Genomic DNA, 16,294 nt, shown 5'->3' with positions numbered 1-16,294 from the left:
AATACTTATAGAAAAGGATTGGGGGAACGAATGATGACAACAAATACAAGAAAGAACGAGTATATAGTAGCAATGGCAATTATCCTAATGTATTCTTTAATAGGTCACTTATTTAATATTGATATCTTAAAAATTATGACCATTCAAAAAAATGAATTTAGTATTAGTATTGCAGGAAGTGTTATATGTATCATCACGCTTATTTTAGTGCGTTATATTGTTCGGAAATTAAAAAATACTAATTAACGACTCTCTATATCGGATCCGCTTTTTATGCACTTTTAAACATTTCAAAAGTTGCTTTGTTCGATTTTCTACACGCCGAAATAAGCATCCGTTCTACTCTATTTTCAAATGCTAAGTTCTTGCTAAGTTCAAGCCAACGGAACCAGTAAAGGTAGTTATCCAAATATACAGTTGCACCCCCTTGAAATCGCTCCATCCAAACGATATTCAATTGCTGGGGGAAGTGAAAGAACAAGGGAATACCTCGAGTGTCCTTATGGATGATGTTCAAAGCTTTACGAAACATATTGAAGATATGATTGAGCGATATCTCAAGATTCATTCGATAGCAATCGGTGTACCTGGTGCAGGCATTATGATCAACGGAAACGTCGTCAGGGGAAGTACGTTCTTCTCAGGAGAAGTTTCATTCGTCCCTCAATATGATGATAAGAATTTCCTGCAAGCTTTAAACAGTAGTAGCGGAACAGAAAGGGAAGAAGAGGTTGATGCTGTTAGTCGGTTGGTAGTTTCGTTTACAGCGATCATAAACCCACACACAGTTATTTTTTGTAACGATGAAGTAAACCAAACAATGATCAACCAAATAGAAACCAAGAATATGATATGAAACAGTAGGAGTTGCAGAGAAATGATAACAGAAAAAGAGAAAATGCTGAATGGTGAATTATATAATGCAGGCGATGAGGTGTTAGTGAATGATAGACTAAATGCTCGCAGACTGGTCAGATTATACAATCAAACACTTGAAACGGATGATAGTCAAAGAACTGAACTACTCAAAGAATTGTTCGGTTCGACTGGAGAAAATCTATACATCGAACCCACAGTTCGTTGTGATTATGGCTACAATATTTATGTTGGCGAGAACTTCTATGCTAATTTTGATTGTGTGTTTTTGGATGTTTGTGAAATTCGAATTGGTGATAATTGTTTCCTTGCACCAGGTGTACATATTTATACAGCAACTCATCCATTGAATGCGCAAGAGAGAATATCGGGTGCAGAGTACGGGAAACCGGTAACGATTGGTCATAACGTCTGGATTGGCGGGAGAGCTGTCATCAACCCTGGAGTTACGATAGGTAATAATGTCGTGATTGCTTCCGGTGCCGTCGTTACAAAAGATGTCCCAGATAACGTTGTAGTAGGTGGGAACCCTGCAAGGGTCATCAAACAGATTGATTAATCGTTACTACCGATTTAACTCGACCACTTTGCATAACTCTATTAATTGATGAACGCCATAAAGTTGCTGACGATTACGCTGATGGATACTTAACAGCGCTTCTTCAGTAACTTTTTTGGCTTGTTGAATGCTCTGATGTTCTACGGCCTGAACAATATCTTTCATATTCTCTAAAAAATAGACCGTCCTACGCAATGTGCGAATGAGTAAAATTTGTCGTATATGTAGTGGAGTGAAGATACGGTATCCATTCTCAGGATTTCGTTGTGGTGATAGTAATCCTTCTTTTTCCCAATGTCGAATGGCTGACTCTTGTACATCCGTTATCTGAGCGACTTCACCGATGGTCATATGGTTGTTCATCTTTTTATTTGAAATGAGTGGAAGTTCAGTATGCTGTAGCAATTCAAGGGTCTGATCGGCAACCCCTTTTTCTTGTTGTAGATTGGATTGTTCTTTGTTGATGAGCCAGAAGGCGGTATCCAAATCACCGTTCTGAATGTGGCGAAGTACGTCACAAGTGATCGCGACACCAAATCCAGGAAACATTGTTCGGAGGCAACGAAAGTAAGCTAAGTGCAGATCTGTATACAGACGATAACCATTCGCAGCGCGAGCAGGTGCTGGAACGACTCCCCATGATTCATAATGTCGCAAAGCACTTGTGCTAATGCCAAGCTCTCTAGCAATCTCAATCGGCTTGTAATATTCCATTTCCAGTTCCCCCTTAAGTAGATTTCCACTATACCAAACAGGCTTGTGTTAAACAAACATTAAATAAAAAGATTAAAGTACTGTGATAGACTTTTTGCTTCTCACTCGCGGGGATTCTCAAAAAACCTTATCATTTGCACGAATGTTGTAGGATTAATTCAGTAAAAGAATAACCTCCACGAGAAAGGGTAATGTTATAAAGAACATACCCAAGGAATCGGATAAGGAGTGAGTTTGGATGCAGAAGTCGATAGGAATATACTTGTTCGATTGCCTAAAGCAAATCTAATATAAAACACAGCAACATATAATACACTTAGGTTATCTAAATTCACGATATAAATGTTGTTTCTTATTCAACTAACGGGCAGGATAGTTTTAAAGTTTCGCGAATCAAAATTGGCTTTCACTTTCTGCTTCGTTTTGATGACTCTCAATTTACATACCTCCTGAAAAATGAAAATCCCCTCCCAAAAGGGGCGTTGGTACTGGGTCACGTAAATAATATATTTTCTAGGAATTACTTGAATCAGTTATAATGTTAAGAGATTGAATATAGTTAAATTACATGTAATCTATTTACTTTCCCTCCTTTTCAACTTGTGACAAATATCAGTTCCTAATTCAACCGTAAATCGTAATATTATGTATAAGAAGCTACATATATCCTTGGAGGTCAATGAAAATGGAGAAAATCCGTGTAATCGAGATTCCACCGCTAAAAGTCGTTAATTCAGGAAACATAACGGCTATGGAGGATTTCGAAACGTTCGACCAATGGTGGTCATCCATCGATGTCAAGCATTATATTACACCCCGCGACTTTATGTGGTATAACGTCAAGAAAGGGTACTGGGAATGGTTTTTTGCACTGCCGGAAAGACATGAAGATACAGGTGGATACGAAGTTGTCGATTTTCCTGGGGGTTTATATGCAATTGCGGCTTCAAAAGACGCAGAGGAAGAGGCAACTGAGGAAACTAAAGCATCCATTCGCTCGTGGGTAGAGGCAAGCGGTTGCTTCGAATTATCAACAAGCGAGAATGATCAAGCAGAACGTTACGTTATGACCCATGTCACTACGCCCAAAATATTCAAAGAGAAAATGGGATATCATCAATCTGATATATTCGTGCCGATTGTTGCGAAATGAATACCTGGGCCCCGTAATCAACGGTTAACCTTTTGCCACTTTGCGGAAAACGCTTGTTTAATATTTTAAAGAAAAGGCCATCCGCAAAGGATGGCCTTAAAACTTGCCGTTACAGACAGCGCGGAGAACCGTAACACAAGTAAAAGAGTTTTGTTGAGCTAACGGGACACGTTAGTTTAATAAGCTAATAATTAGAAATAGAACTTCCAACCTTTTCATAAACGTTGTTGCAGCTCGACTCGAATATTTATCATTACGATAAAATATGTCCAATTCCCTAATCGGAGAGTTCTTGATTGGAATGGCGCGGATACCTGGGAAGTTGAGACTTTCAATCAATTGACTTGGTTGAATTGTAGCTCCAACGCCTTCTTTGACCAATTGAAGCAAGGAAGTAGCAGATCCCGTCTCCATGATGGTATGGATAGTTATATCTTGCTCCTTGCACCAATCATCAATTAAATCACGTCCATAAAAGCCCTTAGGATACATAATTAGAGGAATCTTAGTTAAATCTTCAGGAAAAATGATATCCTGCACTGCTAAGTCATGTTCTTCATTCACATAAAGACTATACGTTTCAGTAAAAAAGGGGATGTGGTTCAGTCGGGGATCGGCTTGAATCGCTAAACCAACGCCAATATCAACTTCGTTGTCCAACACTTTATTCATGATATCGATCGATGAGTAAGAATGTTAATCGATAATCCAGATCCGATGGTAATACAGCTACACGTAAGTGACCGGAGTCCAAATTTGCAAGATCAGCAATAGCATTTGAGCACGAACAAAGTCTGTTGGTGTATTCACAGGTATATCTAGGAAATATTCCAATTGCCATTTTTGAGTCTTTTGAGCCTGACGACTCGTAGGTTTGTATATGATAAAATACAAGTAACGCATGCTAGATCAAATATGGAGCTTAGCGATCAAACAGAACATGAATTGGTGTCTCGAATTAGAAAAGACGACGTATTTATCCCCGAATTATCTCTAGTAGCCATTAGTAATGATACTAAAGAAATCGTTGGACATATTCTTGTATCTAAAATAAAAATTGTTGATGATGATCAAAGTGTAGAATCACTTGCTCTTGCCCCAGTTGCAGTCTTACCTAACTACCAAAATAAAGGTATAGGAAAGATGTTGATTCTTGAAGCATTACGAAGAGCAAAAGAACTTGGATATCCTTCTATTGTTGTACTGGGACATGCAGATTATTATCCGAAGTTTGGCTTCAAAAAGGCTTCATTATGGGGAATAAAAGCACCTTTTGAAGTGCCAGAAGAAGCATTTATGGCATTAGAGTTGCAAGAGAATACACTCGCTCATGTTTCAGGAGTTGTTGAATATCCAAGCGTTTTCTCTGAATAAGTTCTTATAATAGATTAAACCCTCCAATCTCGTGAAAACCTAGATTTAATAGGCTGATTAGGAGGGTTTCGCTTATTCACGCTCTTTCAAAATGATGTTCGGTGTGTGTCTAGCATCTAATGTCATTTTTGAATTTTTGTCGTTCTGATCATATGTTATAAGAGCCTTCCACAATGCCCAACCACGCGCCCGATTCCAAGTTCCTTTATCTTAGAACCATATGGCTGTAATTTGAAATAGGGAAATGATATACTTTTCGATGTAAACTATGAAATGAATAAGGTTGCCCTAGTGGTAGCCTTTTATTACGCTAATATATTGGAGGAATCTTAATGAGTCAACGTTATCGAATTACAAGAGAGTTTCAGGAGTATGGTGCTTCGGCGCAAACGATATCTTTGGAGGAGTGCAAACAGTATTTCACGTCCAAACCTGATTTTACTTATTCACCCGTATTTACTGTCATAGGCGCTACTAGCATGTCCATCAATGGAGATTTCTTCATGTGGAGCTACAACGATACTCAGATCCCATTCAGGCATTATGATGGAGATATATACGTATCCGGCACCAATAAAGCAGTCATCCCCATGGTGAGTGAAGTTGCGAGTGAATTAGGCGCAGATGTGCTGGAAGAGTGACAATGATGGAGAATACTTATGTTTTCTAATGAAAATATAGGGGTTGGAATAGAGTTAGTTTACGATTATAAAGATAACAAAGTTTACAGAGATCGTTTTAATCAACTAGCAACGTTAGTTTTCGGTATCCATTTTGAAGATTGGTATGAGAAAGGATTCTGGGATGATCGTTATATTTGCTATTCGTTTTTTAAAGATGACGCAATCATTGCCAATGTGTCTGTTAGCCAAATGGATGTAGTGATCCATGGGTTGAACAAAAAGGCGATTCAAATCGGAACAGTGATGACCCATCCAGATTTCAGAGGGAAAGGGCTTCCGGGCGCAATGCATCAGTATTCAGTTCGGATACAAGGTAGATTAGACGCCTAGCGAATATACTATTGAGAATCCTAAATATAACTCTGAGAATTCTCGGAATTTTCCTTGTATTTCCACCCCATTATCCATTATAGTTAATGAAACTTTCAATTGAGGTGAAATGGGATGGTTCTCCACTGTGTTCGAAGTAACTAGTTCTCGGGCTGGGTAAAACGCGTACCAGCTGTTAAGGGGGAAGTCTGTCCTTTTGACCTATGAGAACGATTACTTTAGATGAAGTGTCAGGCACATCTTTTTTGTAAGCCAGGACACAGGGACCTAAAGTCTCTATCGATCCTGGCTTTTTCATTTTAACTATTTGAAAGGTGGATATTAGATATGAGCAAATTTGATTATAAGAAATTCTACGATGAAGTCGGACCATTAAACGGTTGGGATTTCAGTAAAGTAAAGGTTGCAGCCGAAGGAGTTCAGTGGGATTTCTATAATGAAGTAACCCAAAGATGTAAACAGCCTGATCAATTGCTCGATATAGGTACAGGTGGAGGGGAAACGCTATTATCCATAGCCCATACGGTGTCACATATAGTGGGAATTGATCTCTCTTTAGGAATGATCCAAACTGCCAATCAACATTTAGAAAGTTCCAATAAAACAAATGTACGATTTGTACAAATGGATGCTGAGAACCTCGATTTTCCTCAGAACTTTTTCAATGTGGTATCGTGTAGACACGCACCATTTCATGCTAAAGAAGTAGCAAAAGTGTTAATGACAGACGGAATATTCCTTACTCAACAAGTAAGTGAAAATGATAAGCTGAATATTGCACAAGCATTCGGAAGAGGACAGCATACCAATTTGGATGGAACATTACAAAATAGATATATTGAGGAATTGAAAGTAGCCGGATTTACAGATATTCAGTCTTTTGAATATGATGCAACAGAATATTTTGAAACATATGAAGATTTAGTCTTCTTGCTGAAACACACACCGATTATTCCGAACTTTGGGAAGTATAATGATGATTTTGAAACACTCCAACAATTTATAGCTGATAATCAAACTGAAAAAGGAATTAAGACAAATTCAAAACGATTTATGATTATTTCAAAAAAGAGCAGAGATTAAACTGGATTTTCTCAACAATAAAAAAATTCAAATTTTAATTACACTCCTGTATCCTGTTATCATTTTCTGGATGTTAAGCATAAGTCAAACGTTAGATTCATGGCTTATCCCTATCATTGTTACGATTTTATTCTGTTTACTGTGGGGTAATCTACGCTATTTATTTATCTCTACCATTTTAATGTGGATCTTAGCGGTACCGACGTGGTGGTTATTAATAGAGCGTACCAAGGAAGGTCAGGGGGCCGCAATCTTCATTTCATCATGGCCGTTTATTATACTGGCATTCATAGGCGTGGTTCTGATACCCGAAATTCTAATGGTTACTATCAAAAATTTCATTATAAAGAAAAATCAGAAGAAATCTTAGCGAAAGGAGTATATAACGATGGAAAACTTGAATTACAGATTAAATTTTGGAGATTTATGTGCAAAATTCAATCTAGGGCAGTTAACGACTGAACCAGAACAAGTATTTGGCGGTTTCCTTCATAGAATGTATCATTTGAATACAGAAAAGGATCAGTATGCAGTGAAAGCATTAAATCCACAAATTATGCAACGTGAAACGGCCATGAACAACTATATTTTTTCTGAAAAGGTTGCAAACATGGCGTACGAAAATGGCATTAACGCACTTCCGGCAATGGTGTCGAATGGAAGCTGTATGCATGAAGTGGATGGTCAATATTATTTGTTGTTCCCATGGGTTCAAGGGAAGACATTACCCTCTGGGAGTATTGATATGGATTGCTGTAAAATGATGGGGGAAATCCTTGCAAAGATGCACAAAATTGATTTCTCTCAACTTATGCTGGATAAGCAAGATGAAAAATTGGATACATTAACAGTCGATTGGAATGATTATGCTCACAAAGGAAAACATGATAGCTTGGAGTGGTCATCCTTGCTATTAGATAACCTGGGTAAGTTCTATCATTGGGAGGGTCTAGCTAATTCCTCTGGGGAATCATTGATGAACAATAGTGTTATTAGCCATAGGGATTTAGACCAAAAGAATGTGTTATGGGACGAGAATCAACTCCCCATTATTATTGACTGGGAAGCAGCAGGAACTACCAATCCAACACAAGAACTGATTGATGTGGCATTGAATTGGTCAGGATTTGAAGAGGGTAGTGTAAGTAAAGATGCTTTCTGTACTCTAATTCGTTCCTATAGGAATCATGGGGGTGAGATTCCAGATCAATTACATGATGTGCTGAACTATGGTTTTAGTGGAAAACTAGCATGGTTAGCTTATAATATCAGACGCTCTCTTAGACTGGAATGTACGGATGATACGGAACAAGAACTTGGAACGAGTGAAGTAATTAAAACAATACATGCTATTCATAACTATGCTGATTTCATTCCTGTTTGTATAGATTGGTTATCAGAAATTGATGCAGATGAAGCAGCGAGTCAATGATGAGTGAGAGATAGAAGAAGATAGCAAATATCAAAAGAAGTATATGTCTGTATGGAAATGATAGTTATATAATAATACAGCGGCAGTCCAGGACTTATTGTTACGTCCAGGCTGCCGCTGTATTATTGCATATAACCACGTTAAAAGCACGTATGTCATGAGTGCTGCGAACAGTTGATTAAATGCGGCATTCTTTGTCGTGCCAAAAAGAACAGGAATATTTAAGTTTTGCTTAATCCATCTAAAAAACACTTCGATGCCCCAATGTGCCTTGTACATGTCAGCGATTTGTTCAGGATACATGCATGAGATTGGTGACAACACGAATCTCATTTTGATTGTTATCTTGGAACATCACCACACGGTGACGAAGTTCTGACTGACACTGCGATGATCCTAAGTAGCAAGTGATATCTTTCGTTACATTCGAGTCTTTAACGGATTAGTGTTTTAACGAATGAGGCTATGCAAGCATGACATTTTCTTTGATACGAGTAACAAAATACTGTTGTTCTCTAGCATACCTGGATGGAACTTTTAAAAATAGATATATTGAGGAATTGAACGTAGCTGGGTTTACTGATATCCAGTCTTTTGAGTATGATGCTCAAAACGATTTATGATTATTTCAAAAAAGAGCAGAGGTCAATTGACATGACACCTTTTGGTGTCCTATAATTTAAAGACAATAAAAGATGTATTATTACGTAATTATGATTGATAAACGATGACATCTCAGGAAATATTAATGAAAAGGTGGAGGGGTGATTTTGAACGAAAAGAATCAGGTGAGAGATGTTTATGACGCTGTTGCCGATCCAACAAGGCGACAATTACTTCAAATATTGGCAGATGTTGAAGAATTACCTCTACATGAGATAACGGCTCATTTTCAGATAGGTCGTACAGCAGTTTCTAAGCATTTGGCTATTCTTAAAGATGCTGATCTCGTCATTGCTCGAATTGTTGGTAGAGAAACGAAGTATCGATTGAATGCCACTCCGCTACAAGAAATTCAAGATTGGGTATCTTTTTACGAAGGATTCTGGAAAGAATGGTCAAACTAAAACTATTATGGGTGATCAGCTCGGAAAAGTGTTAGCATAACTGCAATAATAATTTCTTCATGCTCTAGAAATTGATAATAAAAGATAATAATGAGGTAGGATAAAATGATTGCAAAAACAGAAGAAGATTTTATTGGTTTGAAGGAAATTGGCAAAATTGTCGCTTCCATTAGGGACGAATTGGTACAAAGAACAACTCCTGGCATAACTACCAAAGAACTTGATGAAATAGCTGGAGAGATGTTAGAGAAAGCAGGGGCAGTCTCAGCTCCAAAAGGTGAATATGATTTTCCTGGCTATACTTGCATTAGTGTTAATGAAGAAGTGGCACATGGTATTCCGAGTCAACGGGTTGTTCATGAAGGGGATCTAGTAAATATAGATGTTTCTGGCTCCAAGAACGGTTATTTCGCAGATACAGGAATCTCGTTTGTAGTAGGCGAAGGAGAAGAAATATTAACGAAAATATGCGACGTTGCTAAACTGGCATTTGAAGCAGGTCTTCAGAAAGCAAAACCCGGTTCCAAAAAAAGTAGAATCGGAAAAGTAGTATTCCAAACAGCGAGACAGCATGGATTAACTGTTATCAAAAACCTTACAGGACATGGCGTTGGACGTGCAATACACGAAGCACCTGACCATATTTATAACTATAATGATACATCGGATGATGAATTATTAAAGGAAGGCATGGTTATCGCATTCGAACCATTTATCTCAACCTTTGAAGAAGAAGTATTCCAAAAAGAAGACGGCTGGACCTATGCTACAAAAAAAAGCTATGTAGCTCAATTGGAACATACGATTATCCTTACTAAAGATGGTCCGATTATTGTCACACTTTAATTCAAACATATTCGTGAGTTAAATAAACAAGAATTGATGGCAATATACCAATTCTTTGAGGACAATAATTAAATTTGAATGATTGAAACAAGCGATATTTTAATACAGAGCTAGATGGCAGTTAGTGAAGAAAACTCATTTGCAATAATAAATTGCAGATGAGTTTTTTTTGTAGAGTATCGTAAAAAGAGAGGAGTGAAGAATTATCAGCATCTTTAGAGCTTTCTTGTTCGGTCCGAGCAAATTTGGCATTTCAGTTAGACGTGGTGTTGTGAGAGGCGTTCTGAATAGCCGTGATCTGGTCGGTCCTCTACAAGGTAAAACTCTCTCTGATTTAATCCGGGAGATCAGAACTGGGAACACTTATGTTAACGTGCATAACGTAGAGCATCCAGACGGTGAAATTCGAGGACAAATCAACAAGTAATTGAAAGTATCGACATAAAAAAGAACATAAACTGAGCCGAGTCCTTGCCTATGCTGAATAAAGTAATCGGCAAGCAGGGAGCATGAGCATGTATAAAAGTTAGCGTATGGAACAGCATATACATAATAAGCAAATTGATAGATAGGTTGGTGAACTTTATTCATGCGAAAAAAAATGAGTTTGTTTCTGCTGCTGATCTCTATTTTGATGGCAGCTTCTGGATGTCAAAAGTCGAATTTAGCACAGAAAGAACAAGATTTAGTCCGAGTAAAATCCATAGACAGTGTAAATACAAAGAAAGTTATCCTATTGGTGGTCGATTCTTTAATGGCTCAAGCTATTGATAAAGGCATAGCACAAAACGAACTTCCTACCTTACAATTATTGGTGAGTCATGGCCAATATTATAAGGATGTAGTCAGTTCTTTTCCCACCATGTCTGTGACGATTGATAGTTCTTTGGTTACAGGAACATATCCAGATGGTCATCGTGTACCTGGTTTGACATGGTATTCGACGAAAGAAAAGAAACTCATTAATTATGGAACCGGACCGATGGAGATTATCAAACATGGAGTTGACCCGGTATTAGTTGATGCGTTAGTTAACTTGAATGGTAGGCACTTAAACCGACAACTACCTACTATTTACGAAGACTTAAGCAGACTTGGGATGAAATCCGGTAGTATTAACGGGTTGATCTACCGGGGCACCGTTGATCATACGTTATCCATTCCTCCCTGGATTCAAGGTCCAACATCTTTACCACAATCAATTCCTGTAAAAGGACCGGATTATTTAGCGTTGGGTGCATTGTCTGATCCGCTTAAAGGGATTGAAAAACTGCCTGATGGGTTAACCCATCGCATGGGATTAAATAACCAATATGCCATTGAAACTGCCAATTATTTAGTAAATGAAAATAAATTACCTGATTTTTTATATGTTTATTTACCTGATTTAGATCAAAAGATTCATAAGAATGGCCCTTCGGAGCTTGACGGAGTAAAGGAAGTCGATAGACAGCTTCAATCTTTATTGCAAAGCTTTGGTTCACCGGAAGAAGCTTTGAACAAAGCGATTTTTGTTATCGTTGGAGATAGTGGAATGACCCCAATATTGTCTGCCGAAGATAACCCGGTTATCGAATTGTCTTCCATTTTAAAAGACTATAACGTGTTGCGTCAGGGCGAATCAGTAACGGACGAAACAGAAATCGTGCTTGCCGTTAATGAAACTATGGCTTATGTCTATCATCTTAAAGCGGACAAGCTTAGAGACATTGCCTATTTATTAAAAGCTGATCCACGCATCGATATCATTTCATGGAAAGAAAAGGAGTGGATTTACGCCATTCAAGGTGAAACCTCCAAAGAGCTCAGATTTAAAGCCAATGGAAAGTTGATCGATCCTTATCAACAGAAATGGACGGTTGAACAAGATGTAGAGGTGTTGGATTTGAAAATAAACGCTCAGCATCATACATTGAACTATGGTCAATATCCGGATGCACTGCAACGGTTATCAGGAGCTTTACATTCTCACCCTGGACAATTTTTGGTAGTTACCGCAAAGGCTGGTTATGAATTAGCAGACAGAAGCTCACCAACGCACAAAGGCGGTGGAGGTCATGGAGCTCTTGGTCAAATGGAATCCCTGGTTCCACTTATCGTGAGTGGGACTGATCAAAAGCCGCAATATTTGCGGATCATTGATTTGAAATTATTTCTGCTTAAGCTTCTAACAAAGGAACAATAAATGGCTATCTATCGCTAGATTGAATTAAAGTTTACACTTCTCGCCTTTCATTCATTCTATGTAGATAGCCGATTTTTGAACAATTGTGATTGATTTATTATAGATCAGTAGGGTGTACACAACGTCTAGTATAAATATTAGAATATACATCATCGTTAATAAAAGAGAATGCGGATAGAACGAATAGCAGAGGATCGAAGCGCATAAGGTGCCTATCATTTTGAAGTAAGCGATAGATAGAGATTGACCTTGCAGATCCTTAGTCAATAGCATTCGTATGAATAAGATGGACATCAGTAGATTGATGCCAAAGGCCGAATAAAGTCCCATTGCATCATGAAATTCAACGGTCATGCCATACTGCAATAGAAGAGCTATGACCATTAAAGAGAAGACAGAAACGTAAAGTGTACGTTTTGGATAAGTCTTTTTAGAATAATAGAGAAATTGGAGTAGAATGATACAGTCTAATAGGAACCACACCAAGGTTACGATTTGCTGAAGCGGGTGAAACGGTATAATAAAGGTTAATAGAAACTCCCAAGTCATGTTTGCGCATATAGCGGCTAGTGGCATTCCGCAGGATTGATCCTTAAACCCTTTATAAATAATGAGAACATAGGCAATAGACCAGAATAGAGCTATTCCAAACATAAGAAGATATTCTACTTTTAGCGGTAATAGATGAGTCATATGAGGTAATCGCATCCTTTTCATAAAAAAAAGTTTTCAGCCATTTAGAATATGTATATTGGCTTGTCTATTTATATGAAACATACAATCTATCTAGACCATCATGAGGAGCATGTTACAATTAGAATAAACGAGAAGTTATTATAAATGGAGGAAGGCATAAATGGACGCAATCACACAAAAGAAACATAAGGGTATTGAGATTGGGATTTACACGCTAGGAGATATCGTGCCCGATCCACGAAGTGGCAAAACCATTAGTGCTCAACAACGACTACAAGAGATTCTGAAAGCGTCCAAGCTGGCTGATGAGGCAGGGCTAGATGTATTGGGAATCGGAGAACATCATCGTTTAGATTATGCGGTGTCAGCGACATCAGTGGTCTTGGCTGCTATTGCCCAAATAACGAAGAGAATTAGACTCACGAGCGCTACAACCGTGTTAAGCACGGTAGATCCTGTACGATTGTTCGAGGAGTATGCCACTTTGGATTTGCTATCGAATGGACGAGCTGAAATTATCGCCGGTCGTGGGGCTTTCCTGGAATCCTTTCCGCTCTTTGGGTATAGTTTAAATGACTATAATGAACTATTTAATGAGAATTTTGAGTTATTTCAACAATTAAATAATAATGAGACAATATCTTGGCAGGGTCAATTCCGATCCACACTAAGTGAAGTTGAAATCGCACCTCGACCACTCCAAGAGCAAATACCGATCTGGATTGGTGTGGGTGGCACACTTGAAAGTGCAGAACGAGCAGGAAGAATGGGAACTGGCATGGCTTTGGCCATCCTTGGAGGCGACTCGATCCGATTTAAATCGCTTGTGGATACTTATCGTTCAGCCGGAATAGAAAGTGGCCACGATATGATGAATCTAAAGGTCGGTATTACAGGGCATGGCTACATATCTACAACTACTCAGCAAGCTAAAGAGGAGTACTACCCTTATTATTCAAATTATCGTAAATATGTGGATGATCAACTTGGTAAAGCTGCGTTAAAGATGTCTCGTGCTGAGTTCGAGCAAATGGCTAGTCCGGATACTGCTTTATTTGTGGGTAGCCCACAACAAATTATTGAGAAAATTCTACACCAGTATGAGTTGTTTGGACATCAACGCTTTATGATGCAACTTGATATTGGAGGTATTCCTTTCGACAAAGTTGCTAAGAGCATAGAATTATTGGCAACGGAGGTTGCACCAGTTGTTCGGAGGGAAACAAGCCACTAATCTAAATAGGATGAATATTTACTTATCCATTGAGTTTTATCTTAATCATGCTTATAATATAACGAGAAAAATATATGAAAAAGGTGTCTATTCATGAGTATATTAAATGTTGAAGGATTAAGTCATGGCTTTGGAGATCGTGCAATCTTCAAAGATGTTTCTTTCCGCCTGCTAAAAGGCGAGCACATCGGATTAATCGGTGCGAATGGCGAAGGTAAATCCACTTTCATGAACATTGTTACAGATAAGCTGCAACCGGATGAAGGCAAGGTAGAATGGTCCAAAAGAGTGCGAGTCGGTTACCTCGATCAGCATGCTGATCTGACCAAAGGGTCTACGATTCAAGATGTATTACGAGGTGCATTCCAATACTTATTCGATCTTGAGCAAGAGATGAACGATATGTATGGTAGAATGGGTGATGTTACACCAGAAGAGCTGGAGAAGCTGCTTGAAGAAGTAGGTACAATCCAAGATACATTAACAAGCCAAGATTTCTATATGATTGATGCGAAGGTACAGGAGACGGCACGAGGTTTAGGAATTACAGATATCGGACTCGATCGTGATGTGAATGATCTTAGCGGTGGTCAACGTACGAAAATTTTGCTTGCTAAGCTATTGCTAGAAAAGCCAGATATTCTACTCCTCGATGAGCCTACGAACTATCTGGATGAGCAGCATATTGAATGGCTAAGACGCTATCTTCAAGAGTATGAGAATGCTTTTATTCTAATCTCACATGATATGCCCTTCTTGAACAGTGTTATTAACCTAATCTACCATATGGAAAATCAAAAACTAACTCGTTATGTTGGCGATTATGATCAATTCCAACAAGTGTATGAGATGCGGAAACAGCAACTTGAATCCGCTTATACTCGGCAACAGCAAGAGATTTCAGAACTGAAAGACTTTGTTGCTCGCAATAAGGCTAGTGTAGCCACTCGCAATATGGCGATGTCTAGACAAAAGAAGCTCGACAAGATGGATGTCATCGAACTTTCGAAGGACAAACCGAAGCCGCAATTTAACTTCAAAGATGGAAAAACGGCCGGGAAAACTATATTTGAAGCAAAAGGACTTGTCATTGGTTATGATAGTCCATTATCTCGACCACTGGATCTGCAGATGGAACGTGGACAGAAAATAGCACTTGTCGGTGCGAATGGAATCGGGAAAACGACTTTGTTACGCAGTATTTTAGGTGAAATCCCCGCATTGGCTGGCTCAATAGAGCTTGGTTATAACCAAGAGGTTGGCTATTTCGAGCAAGAGATGAAGGAAGGTAACTATAATACATGTATCGAGGAAATATGGGAGACGTTCCCATCCCTGACACAATACGAAGTACGTGCTGCGCTTGCGAAATGCGGTCTAACGACGAAGCATATTGAGAGTAAGATCGCTGTTCTGAGCGGGGGAGAAAAAGCCAAAGTACGTTTGTGCAAGCTCATCAATCGTGAATCGAATATACTCGTACTAGATGAGCCGACGAATCACTTGGATGTGGATGCGAAAGAAGAACTCAAGCGTGCTTTGAAAGCATACAAAGGAAGTATTCTACTAATTTCTCACGAACCCGAATTCTACCAAGACGTCGCAACAGACATATGGAATTGCGAATCGTGGACGACGAAAGTATTTTAAATGTAAAAGCCTATGGAATGCTAACGCAATACGTTACGCATCCATGGGCTTTTATTTGTTGCGTGAATATCTAAGCTAGTAACACTTCACATACAAGATCTCAAACAACCAAAATTTACAACTATATCCATCTGTAAGATATTTACTGCTTACAAAGCCAGTCAGATGGTATAATATGGAGTGATCATGAATAGCTTCGTCTATCACTCTGTGGAGGGTGGATAAGCGAACTCGTATATACAGCTGTATAAGAGGGATAAACGAGTTCGTGGATTAGTAGTTATACGCAATATTGCCAAACCACATATAAATAATAGTTTGTTCGAGGAGGATAAATTTGAACCATATTGGACAGGGTAGGACGGCTGACATTTTCGAATACAAAGAAGATAAAATCATAAAACTTTATAAG

General features: G+C 38.5%; 18 protein-coding genes and 3 pseudogenes. 15 read left to right on the top strand and 6 right to left on the bottom strand.

What is annotated here, in order from left to right; genetic code table 11:
- Positions 1-30 precede the first annotated feature (30 nt).
- Positions 31-246 (top strand): hypothetical protein, encoded by a 216-nt coding sequence (locus tag AC1TO8_RS00105; RefSeq protein WP_482053606.1) that lies wholly within the window; start codon positions 31-33, stop codon positions 244-246.
- Between the two features lie 25 nt (positions 247-271).
- On the opposite strand, the pseudogene AC1TO8_RS00100 reads toward AC1TO8_RS00105, so the two are convergent.
- Positions 272-445, bottom strand: a pseudogene (locus AC1TO8_RS00100) (IS1595 family transposase); the annotation flags it as partial.
- On the opposite strand from AC1TO8_RS00100, the pseudogene AC1TO8_RS00095 reads away from it, so the two are divergent.
- Both AC1TO8_RS00095 and maa read left to right on the top strand, forming a co-directional pair.
- Positions 432-835 (top strand): annotated as a pseudogene (locus tag AC1TO8_RS00095) (hypothetical protein); the annotation flags it as partial. The pseudogenes AC1TO8_RS00100 and AC1TO8_RS00095 sit on opposite strands and share 14 nt — an antisense overlap.
- Positions 836-877: 42 nt before the next feature.
- Entirely contained in the window at positions 878-1,435 is a 558-nt protein-coding gene (gene maa / locus AC1TO8_RS00090) for a maltose O-acetyltransferase (protein WP_482053605.1), read from the top strand.
- Positions 1,436-1,441: 6 nt separating this feature from the next.
- On the opposite strand, the gene AC1TO8_RS00085 is transcribed toward maa, so the two are convergent.
- Entirely contained in the window at positions 1,442-2,149 is a 708-nt protein-coding gene (locus tag AC1TO8_RS00085) for a MerR family transcriptional regulator (RefSeq protein ID WP_482053604.1), read from the bottom strand.
- Positions 2,150-2,834: 685 nt separating this feature from the next.
- Here AC1TO8_RS00085 and AC1TO8_RS00080 point away from each other — a divergent pair.
- Positions 2,835-3,302 carry a hypothetical protein gene (locus AC1TO8_RS00080; protein WP_482053603.1) on the top strand — a complete coding sequence of 156 codons (468 nt, stop codon included), beginning with the start codon at positions 2,835-2,837 and terminating at the stop codon, positions 3,300-3,302.
- A gap of 171 nt (positions 3,303-3,473) precedes the next feature.
- Here AC1TO8_RS00080 and AC1TO8_RS00075 read toward each other — a convergent pair whose 3' ends face one another.
- Positions 3,474-3,974, bottom strand: coding sequence for a LysR family transcriptional regulator substrate-binding protein (locus AC1TO8_RS00075; RefSeq protein ID WP_482053602.1), 501 nt, complete (start codon positions 3,972-3,974; stop codon positions 3,474-3,476).
- 162 nt (positions 3,975-4,136) lie between these two features.
- Here AC1TO8_RS00075 and AC1TO8_RS00070 point away from each other — a divergent pair, with 162 nt between their 5' ends.
- Positions 4,137-4,676 carry a GNAT family N-acetyltransferase gene (locus AC1TO8_RS00070; RefSeq protein ID WP_482053601.1) on the top strand — a complete coding sequence of 180 codons (540 nt, stop codon included), beginning with the start codon at positions 4,137-4,139 and terminating at the stop codon, positions 4,674-4,676.
- A gap of 72 nt (positions 4,677-4,748) precedes the next feature.
- Here AC1TO8_RS00070 and AC1TO8_RS00065 read toward each other — a convergent pair.
- Positions 4,749-4,886 (bottom strand): annotated as a pseudogene (locus AC1TO8_RS00065) (aminoglycoside phosphotransferase family protein); the annotation flags it as partial.
- Between the two features lie 122 nt (positions 4,887-5,008).
- Between AC1TO8_RS00065 and AC1TO8_RS00060 the strand changes: the two are divergent.
- From AC1TO8_RS00060 to AC1TO8_RS00045, 4 genes are all read left to right on the top strand, one after another.
- Complete coding sequence (locus AC1TO8_RS00060) at positions 5,009-5,317, top strand: hypothetical protein (RefSeq protein WP_482053600.1); 309 nt, start codon at positions 5,009-5,011, stop codon at positions 5,315-5,317.
- Between the two features lie 18 nt (positions 5,318-5,335).
- A complete protein-coding gene (locus tag AC1TO8_RS00055; RefSeq protein WP_482053599.1) occupies positions 5,336-5,689 on the top strand; it encodes a GNAT family N-acetyltransferase in 354 nt (117 codons plus the stop codon).
- Positions 5,690-6,016: 327 nt separating this feature from the next.
- Entirely contained in the window at positions 6,017-6,772 is a 756-nt protein-coding gene (locus AC1TO8_RS00050) for a class I SAM-dependent methyltransferase (RefSeq protein ID WP_482053598.1), read from the top strand.
- A gap of 388 nt (positions 6,773-7,160) precedes the next feature.
- The gene (locus tag AC1TO8_RS00045; protein WP_482053597.1) at positions 7,161-8,204 is read left to right on the top strand and encodes a phosphotransferase; all 1,044 of its coding nucleotides are present in this window, start codon (positions 7,161-7,163) and stop codon (positions 8,202-8,204) included.
- A 30-nt stretch (positions 8,205-8,234) separates the two neighbouring features.
- Here the strand turns inward: AC1TO8_RS00045 and AC1TO8_RS00040 are convergent, their stop codons facing one another.
- Positions 8,235-8,507 (bottom strand): transposase, encoded by a 273-nt coding sequence (locus AC1TO8_RS00040; RefSeq protein ID WP_482053596.1) that lies wholly within the window; start codon positions 8,505-8,507, stop codon positions 8,235-8,237.
- A gap of 467 nt (positions 8,508-8,974) precedes the next feature.
- Between AC1TO8_RS00040 and AC1TO8_RS00035 the strand changes: the two genes are divergently transcribed.
- The 4 genes from AC1TO8_RS00035 to AC1TO8_RS00020 all read left to right on the top strand — a co-directional run bounded on the left by AC1TO8_RS00035 (position 8,975) and on the right by AC1TO8_RS00020 (position 12,302).
- Positions 8,975-9,271, top strand: a complete 297-nt coding sequence (locus AC1TO8_RS00035) for an ArsR/SmtB family transcription factor (protein ID WP_482053595.1) — start codon at positions 8,975-8,977, stop codon at positions 9,269-9,271.
- 105 nt (positions 9,272-9,376) lie between these two features.
- Positions 9,377-10,117, top strand: a complete 741-nt coding sequence (gene map / locus AC1TO8_RS00030; protein ID WP_482053594.1) for a type I methionyl aminopeptidase — start codon at positions 9,377-9,379, stop codon at positions 10,115-10,117.
- A 226-nt stretch (positions 10,118-10,343) separates the two neighbouring features.
- Positions 10,344-10,544, top strand: a complete 201-nt coding sequence (locus tag AC1TO8_RS00025) for a CHRD domain-containing protein (RefSeq protein WP_482053593.1) — start codon at positions 10,344-10,346, stop codon at positions 10,542-10,544.
- Positions 10,545-10,706: 162 nt separating this feature from the next.
- On the top strand, positions 10,707-12,302 hold the full coding sequence (locus AC1TO8_RS00020; RefSeq protein ID WP_482053592.1) for an alkaline phosphatase family protein: 1,596 nt from the start codon (positions 10,707-10,709) through the stop codon (positions 12,300-12,302).
- A gap of 51 nt (positions 12,303-12,353) precedes the next feature.
- Here AC1TO8_RS00020 and AC1TO8_RS00015 read toward each other — a convergent pair whose 3' ends face one another.
- Complete coding sequence (locus AC1TO8_RS00015) at positions 12,354-12,995, bottom strand: transmembrane-type terpene cyclase (protein ID WP_482053591.1); 642 nt, start codon at positions 12,993-12,995, stop codon at positions 12,354-12,356.
- A 163-nt stretch (positions 12,996-13,158) separates the two neighbouring features.
- Here AC1TO8_RS00015 and AC1TO8_RS00010 point away from each other — a divergent pair, with 163 nt between their 5' ends.
- Together AC1TO8_RS00010 and AC1TO8_RS00005 are read left to right on the top strand one after the other, a co-directional pair.
- Complete coding sequence (locus tag AC1TO8_RS00010) at positions 13,159-14,232, top strand: LLM class flavin-dependent oxidoreductase (RefSeq protein WP_482053590.1); 1,074 nt, start codon at positions 13,159-13,161, stop codon at positions 14,230-14,232.
- 93 nt (positions 14,233-14,325) lie between these two features.
- Positions 14,326-15,882, top strand: a complete 1,557-nt coding sequence (locus AC1TO8_RS00005) for an ABC-F family ATP-binding cassette domain-containing protein (RefSeq protein ID WP_482053589.1) — start codon at positions 14,326-14,328, stop codon at positions 15,880-15,882.
- The last annotated feature ends 412 nt before the right edge of the window (positions 15,883-16,294 follow it).

The organism is Paenibacillus sp. Y859, from assembly GCF_056786405.1.
The sequence above is the reverse complement of the archived record's forward strand: the minus strand, read 5'-3'. Positions and strand labels throughout refer to the sequence as shown.